Origin of the sequence: Pseudomonas sp. AF03-9, assembly GCF_020515815.1 — a bacterium.
GTDB lineage: Bacteria > Pseudomonadota > Gammaproteobacteria > Pseudomonadales > Pseudomonadaceae > Aquipseudomonas.
The window spans coordinates 25,471-41,773 of the sequence record NZ_JAHPJF010000022.1; the positions used below are offsets into that span (position 1 = coordinate 25,471).

17 protein-coding genes and 1 pseudogene are annotated in these 16,303 nt (G+C 64.5%); 13 read left to right on the forward strand and 5 right to left on the reverse strand.

Features of this window, described 5'->3' with window-relative positions; all coding sequences use genetic code 11:
- Positions 1-23: 23 nt before the first annotated feature.
- Positions 24-1,091 carry an NAD(P)-dependent alcohol dehydrogenase gene (locus tag LIY36_RS23705; protein WP_226457379.1) on the forward strand — a complete coding sequence of 356 codons (1,068 nt, stop codon included), beginning with the start codon at positions 24-26 and terminating at the stop codon, positions 1,089-1,091.
- Between the two features lie 159 nt (positions 1,092-1,250).
- Here LIY36_RS23705 and LIY36_RS27960 read toward each other — a convergent pair.
- Positions 1,251-1,358: pseudogene (locus LIY36_RS27960) on the reverse strand (manganese efflux pump); the annotation flags it as partial.
- A gap of 156 nt (positions 1,359-1,514) precedes the next feature.
- Complete coding sequence (locus LIY36_RS23715) at positions 1,515-1,826, reverse strand: hypothetical protein (protein WP_226457380.1); 312 nt, start codon at positions 1,824-1,826, stop codon at positions 1,515-1,517.
- Between the two features lie 216 nt (positions 1,827-2,042).
- Between LIY36_RS23715 and LIY36_RS23720 the strand changes: the two genes are divergently transcribed.
- From LIY36_RS23720 to LIY36_RS23730, 3 genes are read left to right on the forward strand one after another with little or no spacing between them, the layout of a single operon-like run.
- Complete coding sequence (locus tag LIY36_RS23720) at positions 2,043-2,669, forward strand: secretin and TonB N-terminal domain-containing protein (protein WP_226457418.1); 627 nt, start codon at positions 2,043-2,045, stop codon at positions 2,667-2,669.
- The gene (locus tag LIY36_RS23725) at positions 2,666-3,211 is read left to right on the forward strand and encodes an RNA polymerase sigma factor (protein WP_192300946.1); all 546 of its coding nucleotides are present in this window, start codon (positions 2,666-2,668) and stop codon (positions 3,209-3,211) included. The genes LIY36_RS23720 and LIY36_RS23725 overlap by 4 nt, the downstream gene beginning before the upstream one ends.
- Before the next feature lie 37 nt (positions 3,212-3,248).
- Entirely contained in the window at positions 3,249-4,175 is a 927-nt protein-coding gene (locus tag LIY36_RS23730; RefSeq protein WP_192300934.1) for a FecR family protein, read from the forward strand.
- 6 nt (positions 4,176-4,181) lie between these two features.
- Here LIY36_RS23730 and LIY36_RS23735 read toward each other — a convergent pair whose 3' ends face one another.
- Entirely contained in the window at positions 4,182-4,907 is a 726-nt protein-coding gene (locus LIY36_RS23735) for a type II secretion system protein GspJ (RefSeq protein ID WP_226457381.1), read from the reverse strand.
- Positions 4,904-5,356 carry a type II secretion system minor pseudopilin GspH gene (gene gspH, locus LIY36_RS23740; protein WP_192300936.1) on the reverse strand — a complete coding sequence of 151 codons (453 nt, stop codon included), beginning with the start codon at positions 5,354-5,356 and terminating at the stop codon, positions 4,904-4,906. The genes LIY36_RS23735 and gspH overlap by 4 nt, the downstream gene beginning before the upstream one ends.
- 91 nt (positions 5,357-5,447) lie before the next feature.
- Between gspH and LIY36_RS23745 the strand changes: the two genes are divergently transcribed.
- Positions 5,448-5,879, forward strand: coding sequence for a type II secretion system protein N (locus tag LIY36_RS23745; RefSeq protein WP_226457382.1), 432 nt, complete (start codon positions 5,448-5,450; stop codon positions 5,877-5,879).
- Here LIY36_RS23745 and gspI read toward each other — a convergent pair.
- Positions 5,866-6,231, reverse strand: coding sequence for a type II secretion system minor pseudopilin GspI (gene gspI, locus LIY36_RS23750; protein WP_192300938.1), 366 nt, complete (start codon positions 6,229-6,231; stop codon positions 5,866-5,868). The genes LIY36_RS23745 and gspI overlap by 14 nt on opposite strands.
- A 149-nt stretch (positions 6,232-6,380) precedes the next feature.
- Here gspI and gspG point away from each other — a divergent pair, with 149 nt between their 5' ends.
- The 8 genes from gspG (at position 6,381) to LIY36_RS23790 (ending at position 16,253) form a co-directional block, all read left to right on the forward strand.
- The gene (gene gspG, locus LIY36_RS23755) at positions 6,381-6,830 is read left to right on the forward strand and encodes a type II secretion system major pseudopilin GspG (RefSeq protein ID WP_226457383.1); all 450 of its coding nucleotides are present in this window, start codon (positions 6,381-6,383) and stop codon (positions 6,828-6,830) included.
- Positions 6,831-6,838: 8 nt separating this feature from the next.
- On the forward strand, positions 6,839-7,708 hold the full coding sequence (gene gspK / locus LIY36_RS23760; protein ID WP_226457384.1) for a type II secretion system minor pseudopilin GspK: 870 nt from the start codon (positions 6,839-6,841) through the stop codon (positions 7,706-7,708).
- On the forward strand, positions 7,705-8,751 hold the full coding sequence (gene gspL / locus LIY36_RS23765; RefSeq protein WP_226457385.1) for a type II secretion system protein GspL: 1,047 nt from the start codon (positions 7,705-7,707) through the stop codon (positions 8,749-8,751). The genes gspK and gspL overlap by 4 nt, the downstream gene beginning before the upstream one ends.
- Positions 8,744-9,247 carry a type II secretion system protein GspM gene (gene gspM / locus LIY36_RS23770; protein ID WP_192300942.1) on the forward strand — a complete coding sequence of 168 codons (504 nt, stop codon included), beginning with the start codon at positions 8,744-8,746 and terminating at the stop codon, positions 9,245-9,247. Before gspL ends, gspM begins: the two co-directional genes overlap by 8 nt.
- On the forward strand, positions 9,244-11,535 hold the full coding sequence (gspD, locus tag LIY36_RS23775; protein ID WP_226457386.1) for a type II secretion system secretin GspD: 2,292 nt from the start codon (positions 9,244-9,246) through the stop codon (positions 11,533-11,535). Before gspM ends, gspD begins: the two co-directional genes overlap by 4 nt.
- Before the next feature lie 442 nt (positions 11,536-11,977).
- Positions 11,978-13,396 carry a type II secretion system ATPase GspE gene (gspE, locus tag LIY36_RS23780; RefSeq protein WP_226457387.1) on the forward strand — a complete coding sequence of 473 codons (1,419 nt, stop codon included), beginning with the start codon at positions 11,978-11,980 and terminating at the stop codon, positions 13,394-13,396.
- Positions 13,396-14,604, forward strand: coding sequence for a type II secretion system inner membrane protein GspF (gspF, locus tag LIY36_RS23785; protein WP_192301113.1), 1,209 nt, complete (start codon positions 13,396-13,398; stop codon positions 14,602-14,604). Before gspE ends, gspF begins: the two co-directional genes overlap by 1 nt.
- A gap of 473 nt (positions 14,605-15,077) precedes the next feature.
- Positions 15,078-16,253, forward strand: coding sequence for a substrate-binding domain-containing protein (locus LIY36_RS23790; RefSeq protein WP_226457388.1), 1,176 nt, complete (start codon positions 15,078-15,080; stop codon positions 16,251-16,253).
- Positions 16,254-16,303 lie beyond the last annotated feature (50 nt).

Below are 16,303 nucleotides of genomic sequence, written 5' to 3' on the forward strand. Positions count from 1 at the left end.
GTCCGATCACACAGGTGAACGAAATGGCCAAGACTTACAGCTACGCCGCGCAGAACGCCAAGGATGCCCTCAAGCCCTACACCTTCGAACGCCGCGCGCCGGGGGCCGAGGATGTGCAGATCGACATCCTCTATTGCGGCGTCTGCCACTCCGACCTGCACACCGCGCGCAACGAATGGAACAACACCCTGTACCCGTCGGTGCCGGGCCATGAAATCGTCGGCCGCGTCACGGCGGTGGGCGCTAGCGTGAAGCACTTCAAGGTCGGCGACCTCGCCGGTGTCGGTTGTATGGTCGACAGCTGTCAACACTGCGCGTCGTGCGCCGAGGGCGAAGAGCAGTACTGCGAGAACGGCTTCACCGGCACCTACAACGGCCCGGTATTTGGTGGCGAAAACACGTTTGGCGGCTACTCCGACAGCATTGTGGTCAAGGAGAAGTTTGTGCTGCGCATCTCCCACGACGATTCCAACCTGGCGGCCGTGGCGCCGCTGCTGTGCGCCGGCATTACCACCTATTCGCCGCTGCACCACTGGAAGGTCGGCCCCGGCAAGAAGGTCGGCGTGGTCGGCCTCGGCGGCCTGGGCCACATGGCGGTAAAGATCGCCCACGCCATGGGCGCCCACGTGACCTTGTTCACCACCTCGCCAAACAAACGCGAAGACGGCCTGCGCCTGGGCGCCGACCAGGTGGTGGTGTCAAAGAACGCGGACGAGATGGCCAAGGTCGCCAACAGCCTGGACTTCATCCTCAACACCGTCGCCGCGCCCCACGACCTCGATGCCTTCCTCAACCTGCTCAAGCGTGACGGCACCATGACTCTGGTCGGCGCGCCGGACAGCCCGCACCCGTCGCCGTCGGTGTTCAACCTGATCTTCAAGCGCCGCAGCCTGGCGGGCTCGTTGATCGGCGGGATCCAAGAGACCCAGGACATGCTGGATTTCTGTGCCAGGCATGGGATTGTCTCGGATGTGGAGATGATCGACATCCAGGGTATCAATGAGGCGTATGAACGGATGCTCAAGGGTGATGTGAAATACCGCTTTGTGATCGATATGGACAGCCTGAAAAAAGAGCGCAACGCTGCCTAGTAACACCGTAAGTCCCAGGTGGAAGCGGGCTTAATGTGGGAGCGGGCTTGCTCGCGAAGACGGTGTATCAGACACAGATATGTTGACTGATCCACCGCATTCGCGAGCAAGCCCGCTCCCACACAAGCCCGCTTCCACATGTTTGCTCAGCGCTGTTGCTTAGACCGACAAGTGCTCATACAGAATCGTCGCACCCACCAGCATCAACACCACCCCGCCAACCATCTCCGCACGCTTGCCCACCACGGTGCCCAGCTTTCGACCCAGCGCGTGGCGGCATGGCCGATGGCCCAGCCGATCATCGGTGTGATGGCTTCAATCACACCAAAGATCAGGCCGCCGCGAAGGCGTCGGTGGACACGGTTACTCCCCAACGAGGGGGGCGATCATAGGCAGGCAAAGATGATTATTTCGTCAAAAGGCTCAGGGCCGTTGCGGCTTGACCGAGTTGCCGAAGGTATTGCCCATGCGCACGCCCGTGGCGGCCGGGGTGGCCAGACCCACCGCGTTCGGCGGGCGTTTTTCGATCGGGATCTGTTGCGCCTCGCGGTTTTTCTTCGCCGCCCTGGTCGCGTCTGTGTCACCGCCCATCTGTCGGCTCAGGCAGCCATAGTCGGGCGCCTTGTAACCATCCACCGACACCTCGGTGCAGGTGCGTGCCGCGTTGTCGGCGTGGGCGAGCAGGGGCAGGGCGGTGCACAGCAGCAGGCTGGCGAGGGTCGGGACTAGCTTCATCGGGGCCTCCTGGCAGGCCCGAGGGGTGGGCCGGTTAGGTTTGAAAGTGTAATGCAGCGGGCTTGTCGTCACCGTGATGTTTTTTTTGCTATCACCGTAACATCAGGTTCATAAACTGGCCTCAGGATGACGGTTTTCGAGGACACGTCGGCCGTGCAGCGATGCAGAGCGGGAGGTGAACAGGGGGGCTGGAGGCGCGCCGTTTGCGCCTGGGTCCTGCTGTTGCTGCTGACGGGGGCGGCGTCCGCACAGGCAGAGCCAGCGTTGCTGCTGGACCTGCCGCCCCAAGACTTGGAACACGCCCTGCAAGCCTACAGCCGCGCTACCGGCATGGCGGTGCTGGTTGATCGCGAACTCACCCGGGGTCGGCGTTCCATCGGCGTGCATGGGCGCTTCACGGCGCAGGAGGCACTGGCGATGTTGCTCACCGGGAGTGGCCTGATGGCGCGTTATGCGCGCAGTGACGCGTTCACCTTGCAGGTGCCCGAGGTCAGTCACACCCCCGCGCGGCGTAATGCAGCGCGGATCAACAACAGCTATGCCACCGCCTTGCAGCAAGCCATCGAGGCCAGCCTGTGCCGTTCGCCGCTGACCCGGCCTGGCAGTTTCCGGGCGTTGGTCCAGGTGTGGGTCAGCCCGAACGGGGTGATCCAATACAGCCGGCTGGTCAGCTCCACCGGCGACGCACAACGCGATGAAGCACTGGTGCGCAACCTGGGTGCGGCGCGGGTCGAACGCCCGGCGCCCAGCTCGCTGCGCCAGCCGGTGACTTTACTTTTGATGCCCGACACAACAGGAACACGCATGGAATGCACAGCAGCGAAGGGAGCCTCGGGCGGATGAAAAATACCGGGCACAGTACGATGGTCAGCTTGTTCCTGGCGTCCTATGAAGACTTCAAGGTGCGTTTGCGCAAGCGCCTGGGTTCGGAGGACCTGGCCAACGACGTGCTGCACGAAACCTACCTGCGGGTCGACCGCATGGACATGCCGCCGAACCTTGCGCAACCCAACGCCTACTTGTACCGCATGGCCCTGAACATCGCCGCCGACCGCCGCCAGGCCGACGCCCGGCTGCTCACCGGCAGCGAGGTCGAAGAGTTGCTGCAAACCGCCGACGAAGCCCAGGACCCGTCGCGGGTGGTGGGGGGCCAGCGTGAGATCCAGTCCCTGGTCAAGGCGCTCTACGAGCTGCCGGCCCGCCGGCGCAAAATCCTGATCGCCGCCCGCCTGGAAGAAGCGCCGCACCTGGAAATCTCCCAGCGTTTCGGCATCTCCACGCGCATGGTCGAGAAGGAAATCAAGGCCGCCCTTGGCCATTGCGCCAAGCGTCTGGAAAGAAAAGTGATTCAGCGGTTCGGTCCCGGGGCCGGAAAACCGTCTTAGTGTCGAGTCCCTGATAAAACCGTGAGTATGTGCGCGCTTGAACATTTTTAGCCTCTCCACCGCCCGGGAAACATCCGCCAGCCCCCTGCATGACGAAGCACGCGATTGGCTGCTCCTGCTGACCTCGGGCCGCGCCACCGTGGCCGATGCCAAGGCCTTGCAGGCCTGGCGCGAGCAGAGCCCGGAACATGCCCAGGCGTTCGAGCAGGCCAAAGTGCTGTGGCAGCAACTCGCCCCGGCCCTTGAGCAGGCGACGCAGCCGCGTCGCTTCGGCCGTCGTGCATTCCTCGGTGGCGCGATTGCCGCTTCGGCCGCCGTGGTGATGGTGCGGGTGGGGACGCCGGGCGGCTTTGCCGGGCTCACGGCGGACTATCGCACCGAAGTCGGCGAGCAGCGCCAAGTGCTGTTGAGCGACGGCGTGAGCCTGGAGCTCAACACGCAGACACGCATCAGCCGGATCGGGCCGGGCATTGAATTGCTCGAAGGCGAAGTCGAAGTGGTCGCCCACCTGGCGCAGCCGCTCAAGGTCCAGGCCGGCGCCGGTTGGGTGAGTGCGGCCCAGGCGCGGTTCAATGTGCGCAACACTGACCAGACGGTGTGCGTCACCTGCATCGAAGGCTCGCTGTCGGTGGACGTGGGCGGCAACAGCGTCAGCCTGGGCAGCGGCCGGCAATTGACCTATGGCGCAGGGGGTATCGGTGCTGTGGTGGCGGTGGATACCCAGGCTGTGGTGGCTTGGCGCGAGCAGGTGCTGGTGTTCAACAACGCCACGCTGGCCACGGTGGTGGACGAGATCAACCGCTACCGGCCGGGCATGCTGGTGCTGCTCAACAAGCAGCTGGGCCAGCGTCGCGTGCAGGCCCGCTTCAGCTTGCAGCAACTGGCCGGGGTGGCCTTGTTGATTCGCGATGCGTACGGCGCCAAGTGCACGGAACTGCCGGGTGGCGTGGTGTTGTTGAGCTGAGCCGCCTTACTTCAGCGGCCCCACCACCTGCCGATAGCGCTCAACCCCCTGGGGCGTCTGGCGTACCAGGCTGATCTCCAGCCCCAATGGGTCGTCCCGCCGATTGCCGCTCAACTGCCGCCAGCCCTTGTCCTGCTCCCACACCCGCACCTGCAAGTCACTGACGCCCGCCAGCACCATCACCCCATCCACTGCCGCCGGCAGCGGGAAGCGATCCCGTGCCGGTGCGGCGGCGCGGTACAGCGCGTCACCCTTGAGCCACCAGCGCACGCGTTGCAGGCCGTCCCCCAACGCCGGTGCGCTGCGGATCACCTCCAGACGAAAGCCCTTGCTGTCGGAGCTGCGCACAGTCACCGCGGCCAGCCCCTCGGCTTTTGGCGCCTCGGGCGCGGTCAGTTCGACGCTGGCGCGCAGGCTGAGGTCGCGTTGCATCTGGTTCAGCGCCCGCAGCAGCGCCTCGGTCTGTTCAGTGCTGGCCTGCAAGTGCTGGTCGGCACGGGTGACGCTGTCGAGCCCGCGCCAGGCGATCACACTGACCAGCGCCATCAGCATGATCGCCACCATCACTTCGATCAGGGTGAAGCCCCGTTGCACTGCATGAACCGACAAATTGCCTTTGTAGTGAGCGGGCTTGCCCCGCGCTGCGGCGTCTCGGGAACACCGCGGTGCCTGGGTTTGGGGCGGCTTCGCCACCCAGCGCGGGGCAAGCCCGCTCACGACAGGCTTATTCATGGCTGGCTCACCACGCGCAGCAGGCCGGCGGGGTCGCGTTGCAGGCTGAGGCTGTGTTGCCCGTCCGACAGCACTACGCGTAGGGGTGGGTTGATCCATTCGGCGTTGAGTACCAGGGTTTGTCGCGGCTCGATGTTGATCTGCATCGGTGTGCTGTCCCACAGGCGCGGGCGCAATGAGCTGTCGCCCTGGAACGCGTCCACGCCCGCGCCATCATCGCTGCGCCGATTGAAGCGATAACCCTTGGCATCCGCGCGCCAGGTGATCGGCCGCCCGTCGGCGCGGGCTTCGGCCTGGGCGATTTGCAGCAGTTGGCTGAGGCGCTCGGCGTCTTTGCGCAGCCGCTGCAGCGGGTCGGGCTTGATGGTCAGGCTGATGGCGGCGCTGGCGATGCCGATGATCACCAGCACCACCATCAGTTCGATCAGGGTGAAGCCTTGCTGTTTCATCGGTCGGCACCTGGAGAACTGGCGAGGTTGTGAAATAAAAAAGTGCGAATTGGCCTGTAGGCTGAGGCCACGGACAAACAGGAGGTCCCCCATGGCATTTCCCCTTCGTGTTTCACCCGCCCATGGCGTGCAGGCCCTGGGCGTGTTGGCGGCGTTGGCTGGCGTCGCCATCTGGGCGCCGCTGCTGCTCACATCCGCCGAATCCAGCACGCCACCGGCCACACCCCAGGCACTGGCCGCCCGCAGCGATAATCCGGCGTTGCAGTGGTTTTCCAATGTGGCGACGACGCCCCAGGTCAAAGTCACCGGCGTGCTTGCCGGGGCCCGTGGTGCGGTGGCGATCCTCAGCCTCAACGACGGCCCGCCGCGCAGCTTTTTACTGGGTGAACGCCTCAGCCCCGGCGTGCGGTTGACGGCCATCGAGGGCGATGCCGTGGAGATCGAACGTGCGGGCGAGAAGGTTCGCGTCCACCTCGAAAAGCTGCCGGACGGCCCCGCGTTGCCGCGCCTCACTCGGCCATGACCTGCGTCTGCAACCACGCCAGCGGCGGTGCTTCGCGGCTGGCATCAAGCACTCGTACCGCGACCTGAAACAGTCGGCCATCGGCGTTGATGGTTTGTTCGCAGCGCAGCTTCAGGCGGCCCTGATCGCACTCGAACGTCTTCTTGCCGCTGCGCAGCCCGCCTTCCAGGCGCAGCTCCGCCAGGCGACTCTGCGCCGCCAGCAACGCCATGGACTTGTCGCGCAGCAGGCCGTTGCTCTGGGTCATCAAGCCGGCCACGCGCACGGCGGCAGCCATGGCCACGGCAATGATCGCCAGCGCCACCAGCACTTCAATCAGGGTAAAACCGCTCTCGTTGCGACGGCCGTGCATGGCGCTCTCAAACCGGGGAAACAGGCCCGCAGACTAACGCCGCGAGTTGACCGATTGGCGACCGAAACTCCCGAGGATTTTCAATACGACTGACATGTGTTCTTGCAACACTGCGGCCTCGAAATGCACTCAAGCCAAGGAATGTCGAGATGGAAATCGCGCCCCTGAAGTCCCCGATGCAGAGCCGTCGCAGCCAGCGTGGCTTCACGTTGATCGAGATCATGGTGGTGGTGGTCATCCTTGGCATCCTCGCAGCGATGGTGGTGCCCAAGGTGCTCGACCGCCCGGACCAGGCGCGCGCCACAGCCGCCAAGCAGGACATCGGCGGGTTGATGCAGGCGCTGAAACTCTATCGCCTCGACCACGGCACCTACCCGAGCATGAACCAGGGTCTCAACGTGTTGGTGGAGCGCCCGGCCGATGCGAAAAACGGCAGCTGGCGCGCCTACCTCGACCGCTTGCCCAACGACCCCTGGGGCCATCCGTACCACTACCTCAACCCGGGCGCCAACGGCGAGATCGACGTGTTCTCCCTCGGCGCCGATGGCCAACCGGATGGCGACGGCGTGAACGCCGACATCGGCTCCTGGCAGTTGTAAGGCGCGCCATGAAACGGCATTCGCCCACAGCGGCGAAGCAGCGCGGCATGGCGATTATCAGCGCGTTGCTGATCGCCGCGGTGGTGGCAGTGCTGGCCGGCGCCATGCTCACCCGCCAGACCGTGTTCACCCGCAGCCTGGAGGCCGAGCAGTTGCGCCTGCAGGGCACATGGCTGTTGCAGGGCAGCCTGGAGCGCAGCCGGCAGATGCTCTGGGAGGCGCGGCAAAAGGATGTGCTGACCCGTCTCGACCAGCCGTGGGCACGGGTGCAGGGCGGCGTGTTCGAAGGGCGCATCGACGACGAGCAGGGCAAGTTCAACCTGCGCAACCTGGTCAATCGCCAGCAGGTGGATACCGAGCAGTTGCAGGGCTTTGAACGCCTGTGCCGCACGCTGGGCGTCGACCCTGCCGTGAGCCGGCGCATCAGCCAGCGGGTGATCGGCTCGTATGAAGTACCGGCCAAATACCCGATGCTGCGCAGCCTGGACGAGTTGAGCGCAATCGAAGGGCTCGATCCACAACTGTTGCGCCGCTTGCAGGCGTATATCAGCGTGCTGCCCGGCCAGACCTGGGTCAACGGCAATACCGCCAGCGCCGAAGTGCTCAGTGCAGTGGTGCCGCAACTGAGCCTGGCCCAGGCCCAGGGGCTGGTGGCCGAGCGCGACAGCGGGCGCTGGTTTATCAACCGTGGGGATTTCGTCAACCGCCTGCACTTGCCGCAGGTCGCTGTGGAATCGGTGCTGGTGGGGATTACCAGTGAGTGGTTTCGCGTGCAGGGCCAGGCGCGGCGTGAGCAACGCCGGGTCACGATCGATGCGTTGCTGCACCGCCCCGAAGACCGCCAACCGCAAGTGATCTGGTCGCGGGTGGGCGTATGAAGCGCCTGCGCATTGGCTTGCCGCCACTGGAGCAATTGAGCGCCGACAGCCAGGTCAAATTCGCCTCGCTTGAGCGTGGCGTGGTGATTGATGAGGGCTACGCCAGCCTGGCCGAATTGCGCAATCGTCGACAGGCGCTGGAGTGCTTTCTGCATCCTCGTGACAGCCTGCTCACCCGCCTGGAATTGCCACCACTGCCCGCGGCGAAAACCGCCGCCGCCGTGGCCTGCGCCGCACAGGCGTTGATCCTCGGTGCGGTGGAACAGATGCACGTGGCCCACGGCCCGCGTGACAGCGACGGCGGTGTGCAGGTGGCGTGGCTGCCCAAGGCCGGGCTGGAGCGCCTGGCCCAATTGCAACTGAAACTGCGCGGCCTGTACCCGGCGCCCTATGCCTTGCCGGTCGGCACGGCGGCGCTGGACGAAGGCTACCTGCTGACACGTGACAGCCTGCAACAAGGCGCGGTGCATCCGTTGGGCCAGCCACCGTTGGATAGGCCGCTGGTGGACGCCGCGCAACGCTGGAGCGGCGCCGTGCCCGGCTGGGGCTTGCACGCAGGCCTCAGTCATACGCCGAGCGGCGGCTGGGGCAGGGCGCTGGCGTGTGTTGCGCTGGCTGTCGCGATCTGGACCTTGGGCCTCAACCTTTACGCGGCGCGCCAGGCCGACGCAGGCCAGCGGCTCAAGGGGTTGATGAGCCAGCAGGTGCGCCAGGCGTTTCCCGAATTGCCGGTGGTGCTCAACCCGTTGCAGCAGGCGCGCCAGCAATTGGCGGCGCGCCAGAGCGGCGCGGGTGCCGATGCTGGCCAGCGCTTTTCCAGCCTGCTGCAACTGGCGGGCAGCAACCTGCCATTTATGGTCGCCAGCGTCGAGCGCCTGACCTTTGAACAGGGCCGCCTGCACCTGCAATTGCTCGCCGACATCCGCAACCCGGTAGCCCAGGCCGAGTGGCAGGCCGCCCTGGCCCAGGCCGGGTTTGCCGCGACTCGCGAAGAACACGGCTGGAGCATCGGCCCGGCCGTAGCGGGAGCCAGCGATGAATAAGTGGAAGGCTCGATGGCGTGTGTTCTGGAGCGGCCTGGCCCTGCGCGAAAAACGCTTGCTGAGTGGCGCCGGGCTGGTGCTGGCGAGCCTGTTGACCTGGCTGGTGCTGGTCCAGCCAGCGTTGAAAAAGATCGCTTACTGGCAGGTCGAAACCCCCAAGCTGCGCGCCCAGGCCGAAGCCTTGCAAGTGTTGTTGCAAGGGGTCGCCGCGCCACGCCAGGCCGATGAAGCGACGCTGCGCCAGGCCCTCGACAGCGCGGGTCTGCAAGGTCATTACCACTTGCAGGCGCAGGCCCCCGGCGGCTGGCAACTGACCTTCGACAACGCCCCGGCCGACGCCGTGGTGGACTGGCTGTTGGGCAGCCCCCGTTCGTTTTCCCTGGAGGTGTCCGCGGCGCGCTTACAGCGTGCCCCGGACGCCCTCGACAACTCGGCCGGCACTGTGTCCGGGACCGTTCGCATGGATCAGGCGCTTGGCGCTAAGGAAGCTTCATGAAGTGGTCAGTCCCCCCTTTCCGTTTGGCCGCGCCGTTGCTGTTGCTGGCCCTGAGTGCATGCAACAGCCCATCGACCAAGCCGTTGCTGGTGGACAGCGAACTCGGCCAGCCCCTGGCCGACACCCGGCGCAGCGGCGGCGACAGCGCGTTGGAGCGCCAGCGCGAACTGGCGCCCAAGCCCGCCGTGCAACATCCGATCACCAGCAGCGCCCGTGGTCATGCCCCGGCGGTGCTCAAGGCACGCAACCCACTGGGTGACCAGCCGGTGCAGCTCAATTTTGTCGACGCCGACATCCAGGCAGTGGTGCGCGCCTTGTCCCGTGCCACCGGCCAGCAGTTCCTGGTGGACCCCCGGGTAAAGGGCAACCTGACCCTGGTCAGCGAAGGCCAGGTGCCGGCGCACCAGGCCTACGACATGCTGCTGGCGGCGCTGCGCATGCAGGGCATCAGCGTGGTGGACGTGGGCGGCGTCGCCCAGGTGGTGCCCGAAGCCGATGCCAAATTACTCGGCGGGCCGATCTACAGCGCCGGCAGCAGTGGCATGCAGACCCGCACCTTCCGCTTGCAGTACGAAAACGCGGTGAACCTGATCCCGGTGCTGCGCCCCATCGTGTCGCCGAACAACCCGATCAACGCCTACCCCGGCAACAACAGCATTGTCATTACCGACTACGCGGAAAACCTCGCGCGCGTGGCGCAGATCATCAACGGCATCGACACCCCCAGCGCCATCGATACCGACGTGGTGAAAGTGCAGAACGGCATCGCCGTGGACATCGCCGCGATGGTCGCCGAACTGCTCGACACCCAAGGCGCCGACCAGACCCAGAAGATCAACGTGGTCGGCGACCCGCGCTCCAACTCGATCATCATCCGTTCCGGTAGCCCCGAGCGCACCGAGCTGGCGCGCAACCTGATCTATAAGCTCGACAATGCCCAGAGCAACCCGAGCAATATGCACGTGGTGTACCTGCGCAATGCCCAGGCGGGCAAGCTGGCCCAGTCGCTGCGTGGGTTGTTGACCGGCGAGAGCGAGTCCGGCGTCAGCGACGAAGCGCGGGGCAAGCTCAGTGCAATGGGTGGCAATGGCCAGAACACCCAGGGCGGCGCCGCGCAAAACGGCAGCGGCACGCCCACTGGCAGTGGCGTGCAGTCCAGCTATGCCCAGGACAAACAAACCAGCGGCACCGGCACTACGAAGGATCAAGACACCGCCTTCAGTGCCGGCGGTGTGACCATCCAGGCCGACGCCACCACCAACACCTTGCTGATTTCCGCCCCGGACCCGCTGTACCGCAACCTGCGCGAAGTCATCGACATGCTCGACCAGCGTCGCGCCCAGGTGGTGATCGAAAGCCTGATCGTTGAGGTCGGCGAAGACGATGCCAGCGAGTTCGGGGTGCAGTGGCAGGCCGGCAACCTGGGGGGCAAGGGCGGTTTTGGCGGGGTCAACCTGGGCGGCAGCGGTGTGAACGCCACGCCCACCAGCAAGACCAGCATCGACGTGTTGCCCAAGGGCCTGAACATCGGCCTGGTCAACGGCAGCGTGGACATCCCCGGCATCGGCAAGGTTCTCGACCTCAAGGTCCTGGCCCGCGCCTTGAAGAGCAAGGGCGGCACCAACGTGCTGTCGACGCCGAACCTGCTGACCCTGGACAACGAAGCGGCAAGCATCTTTGTCGGCCAGACCATCCCGTTTGTCACCGGCAGCTATGTGACCGGCGGTGGCGGCACCAGCAACAACCCGTTCCAGACCGTGCAGCGTGAAGAAGTCGGGCTCAAGCTGAATGTGCGGCCGCAGATTTCCGAAGGCGGCACGGTCAAGCTGGACATCTACCAGGAAGTCAGCAGCGTCGACTCGCGGGCCTCAGTGGAGGCGGGCACCGTGACCAACAAGCGGGCGATCGATACCAGTATCCTGTTGGATGACGGGCAGATCATGGTGCTTGGCGGGTTGCTGCAGGATGGCTACAGCCAGAGCAATGATGCGGTGCCGTGGTTGTCGGATATTCCCGGGTTGGGTGCGCTGTTTCGCAATGAAAAGCGCAGTGTGAACAAGACCAACCTGATGGTGTTTTTGCGGCCTTACATCATTCGTGACAGTGGCGCGGGGCGCAGTATCACGCTGAACCGCTATGAATTCATGCGTCGGGCACAGGGTGGGTTGCAGCCGGAGCATAGTTGGGCGATGCCGGATGTGCAGGCGCCGCAGTTACCGTCGGTGGAGAAGGCGATCCCGGGCGGGCAGCAGGGGCCGCGGGCGGTGATTCGGGCGGTGCCGCAGTGATCTTCGGCCAGCGTGGTTTTACGGGGCGATCCCAGATCAAAAGCCAGAGCGCGGCGGCCTTAGAGCCGACCGAAATGGGCGGGATGAACTGGGTCAAAACTGTGGGAGCGGGCTTGCTCGCGAATGCGGTGGATCAGCCAATGAATCAGTTGACTGACACACCGCATTCGCGAGCAAGCCCTCTCCCACATTTGGATCTCCATGTATTCAGATGGAACTGTGCTCTGGCTCTTGATTTTGATCTTAGGCGCCCCGTTAAACACGCTGGCCGGAATTCGACATGGATTACGGGCACACCGAGCCTAGGCGAGGTGTCGAGTGTTGGGGCAAGAGCGTTTTGCTTACTTTTGCGCTTTTCAAAAGTGAGCCGCTGTAAGAGCGGAACCATAAGCCGCCGTTGCCCAAAAAACGGATATGTACACCGACAAACAGGGCCAACAACATGAGCCTACTCCCCTACGCCTGGGCCAAATCCCAACGCATCCTCCTGCGCACTAACGCCGAAGGCCTGCTCCTGACGGTATGCCCCTCAACCCCCGGCTGGTCCATCAGCGAAGTCCACCGCCAATTCGGCCAATCCCCCATCGAACAAGTGCGCGACGACGAACTCGACGGCCTGCTCACCAGCGCCTATGCCGACACCGGCAGCGCCGCCGCCGTGGTCGGCGCGGCAGAAAACGAGGTGGATCTGGACCGCCTGATGCAAGACATGCCCGAAGTCACCGACCTGCTCGACACCCAGGACGGCGCGCCGGTGATCCGCATGATCAACGCCTTGCTGACCCAGGCCGCCCGCGACGAGGCCAGCGATATTCATATCGAGCCCTATGAAACCCACTCGGTGGTGCGCTACCGCGTCGATGGCACCCTGCGTGATGTGGTGTCACCGCGCAAGGCGTTGCACGGCGCGCTGGTGTCGCGGATCAAGATCATGGCCCAGCTCGACATTGCCGAAAAACGCCTGCCCCAGGACGGCCGCATCGCACTGCGGGTGGCCGGGCGGCCGATTGATATTCGCGTGTCGACGGTGCCCACCGGGCATGGCGAGCGGGTGGTGATGCGGCTCCTGGACAAGCAGGCCGGGCGCCTGCAATTGGAGACCCTGGGCATGGAACCGCAGCTGTTGGCGCGCCTCGACACGCTGATCCGCCAGCCCCACGGCATCGTGCTGGTCACCGGGCCGACCGGCAGCGGCAAGACCACCAGCCTGTATGCGGCGCTGGCGCGACTGGATGCGAGTACCAGCAATATCCTCACCGTGGAAGACCCGGTGGAATACGACCTGCCGGGTATCAGCCAGATTCAGGTCAACGCCAAGATCGACATGACCTTCGGCCTCGCCCTGCGCGCAATCCTGCGCCAGGACCCGGACATCATCATGATTGGCGAGATCCGCGACCTGGAGACCGCGCAAATTGCCGTGCAGGCCTCGCTGACCGGTCACCTGGTGCTGGCGACCCTGCACACCAACGATGCGGTGTCGGCGGTCAACCGGCTGATCGACATGGGCGTCGAGCCGTTTCTGTTGGCTTCGTCGTTGTTGGGCGTGTTGGCCCAGCGCCTGGTGCGTCGCCTGTGCCCGCACTGCAAGCAGGAAGATCCGGCCGCGCCCGGTACCTGGCGCCCGGTGGGCTGTGCGCAGTGCAATCAGGTCGGCTACAGCGGCCGCACCGGTATCCACGAGTTGTTCTGCGTCGATGACGCCGTGCGCAGCCTGATCCATCAGGGCGCCGGCGAGCAGGACCTGCGCCTGGCCGCCCGCCGCGCCGGCATGTTCAGCATGCGTGAAGACGGCGAGCGCTGGGTGCGCAGCGGCGCCACCGCGCCTGAAGAAATCCTGCGTGTGACACGGGACGCCTGATGAATCGCTATCGCTTCGAGGCCGCCGATGCCAGCGGCAACGTCGAGACCGGGCATGTGGAGGCCGACAGCCAGAGCGCCGCATTTGCCAACTTGCGCGGGCGCGGTTTGACCGCGTTGCTGGTGCAGTTGGAGAGCAACCAGCAGGTCGCCGGCAGCAGCCTGTTCACCCCCAAGCTCTCGGACAACGACCTGGCCTGGGCCACGCGCCAACTGGCAAGCCTGCTGGGTGCCAGCCTGCCGTTGGAAGCGGCGTTGAGCGCAACGGTGGAGCAGGCCGAGAAAAAACACATCGCCCAGACCCTCAGCGCAGTGCGTGCCGATGTGCGTGGCGGCATGCGCCTGGCGGATGCCTTGGCTGCGCGGCCACGGGACTTCCCCTCGATCTACCGCGCATTGATCGCGGCGGGGGAGGAGTCCGGCGACCTGGCCCAGGTGATGGAGCGCCTCGCCGACTACATCGAGGAGCGCAACAACCTGCGCGGCAAGATCCTTACGGCGTTTATCTACCCTGGCGTGGTGGGGCTGGTGTCCATCGGTATCGTGATTTTTTTGCTCAGCTACGTGGTGCCCCAGGTGGTCAGCGCATTTTCCCAGGCGCGCCAGGATTTGCCGGGGCTGACCTTGGCGATGCTCAACGCCAGCGATTTTATCCGCGCCTGGGGCTGGCTGTGTTTTGCCGGGATCGTCGCTGGTTTCTGGAGCTGGCGCCTGTATTTGCGCAATCCCGTGGCACGCCTGAATTGGCACAGCCGGGTGCTGCGCTTGCCGTTGATCGGGCGGTTTGTGCTGGGCCTCAACACCGCGCGCTTCGCTTCGACCCTGGCGATCCTCGGCGGTGCCGGCGTGCCACTGTTGCGCGCCCTGGAGGCGGCGCGCCAGACCCTGTCCAACGACCGCCTCGACCGGTGCGTCTGCGAGGCCACCGCCAAAGTGCGCGAAGGCGTCAACCTGGCCCCGGCGCTGGCGGTGGAGAAGGTGTTTCCGCCGGTGCTGATCCACCTGATCGCCAGCGGCGAAAAGACCGGCTCGCTGCCGCCGATGCTGGAGCGTGCGGCGCAGACGCTGTCGCGGGATATTGAACGGCGGGCGATGGGCATGACCGCGTTGCTGGAGCCGCTGATGATTGTGGTGATGGGCGCCGTCGTACTCGTCATTGTCATGGCGGTGTTGCTGCCAATTATCGAGATCAACCAACTCGTCACCTGACCTACTGGCGAAACCCAATCCACATGCGGGTGCGGGCTTGTGTGGGAGCGGGCTTGCTCGCGAATGCGGTGGGTCAGATATGAATTCATTGACTGATCCACCGGATTCGCGAGCAAGCCCGCTCCCACATGGGTTATGTGTGTTCAGCACATTTATCGTGCTCCCGTTCTACCTCGGGTTCCTCATTCCGTCACATCCCAAGGTCTATACGGCCTCCAGCCCCACCCGCTGAAACCTCGCTGTCACCTGCGCCCAAACCGCTCAAAATCATGACCAAAACACCCGAGAATCTTTTTAAAAATCAAGGCGTTCCTCCCGAGTTTTTTTCCTACAACCGTCATCGGAAACTGCGAATTTCTCTCCCATGGTTTTCACCCCTGGCCACCCCCGCACGACGGCTTGGGACCGAAGCCATGGCGTCATGCAAGAGCCATCTACCCCAAACGTACAAACACGACGAAAGGAGCTTCTTCATGTTTAAGCGCAACGTTCTCGCGGTATCCATGACCCTCGCTGCACTGTGCTCGGCACAAGCTGCATTCGCAGACGTAAACGGCGGCGGCGCCACTCTGCCTCAGCCGCTGTACCAGACTGCTGGCGTACTCACCACCGGCTTTGCCCCTTACATCGGCGTTGGCAGCGGCAAAGGCAAAGCGGCGTTCCTCAACAACGACTACAGCCAATTCGGCACCGGCACCAAGAACGTGCACTGGGCTGGCAGCGACTCCAAGCTGACGGTCGATGAACTGCTCAATTACAAGAACGGTCATGAAGCCGCGTGGGGCAAGCTGATCCAGGTACCTTCGGTGGCGACTTCGGTGGCCATTCCGTTCAACAAGGCAGGGACTGCTGCCGTTGACCTGAGTGTCAACCAACTGTGCGGCGTGTTCTCCGGCCGTCTGACCGACTGGAGCCAGATCGCGGGTTCGGGCCGTACCGGCACGATCAAGGTTGTTTACCGCAGCGAAGCGAGCGGCACCACCGAACTGTTCACGCGCTTCCTCAACGCCAAGTGCGCCGAGACCGAGGCATTCGCTGTGACCACTAACTTTGCCCAGAGCTACGGCAACGTGACCAAGAAGGTTCCAGCCGGTTCCGTTTCTGCCTCGGGCAGCCAAGCGGTAATGACTCTGTTGAACTCCACCGACGGTGCCATCACCTACATGAGCCCGGACTACGCGGCCACCACTCTGGCCGGTCTGGATGACGCGACCAAGGTTGCCAAGGTCAACGGCGTTTCCCCAGCACCTGCCAACGTATCTGCCGCCATCGCCCTTGTACCGGTTCCGACTGGCACCAACGTCGCCAACCAGAACGCCTGGGTTCCAACCTTCGCCGCCGCTGCCAGCACTACCGACCCAAGCGTCGTCGCCTACCCGACTTCGGGCTACCCAATCCTGGGCTTCACCAACGTGATCTTCAGCCAGTGCTACGCCAACGCTGACCAGACCACCCAGGTCCGCAACTTCTTCACCCGTCACTACAACCTCAGCGCGTTCGGCAGCAACGATACCGCGATCCGCAACAACCGCTTCGTGCCTCTGCCAGACTCCTGGAAAACCGCGATCAACGATAACTTCCTGACCGCCACCAGCGCCCTGAGCATCGGCAAGTCCAACGTGTGCAACGGCATCGGTCGTCCGCTGTAACCCCGCTTCAACGACCCGCAACACCGATCAGCAACGGCCTGTGCCGTTGC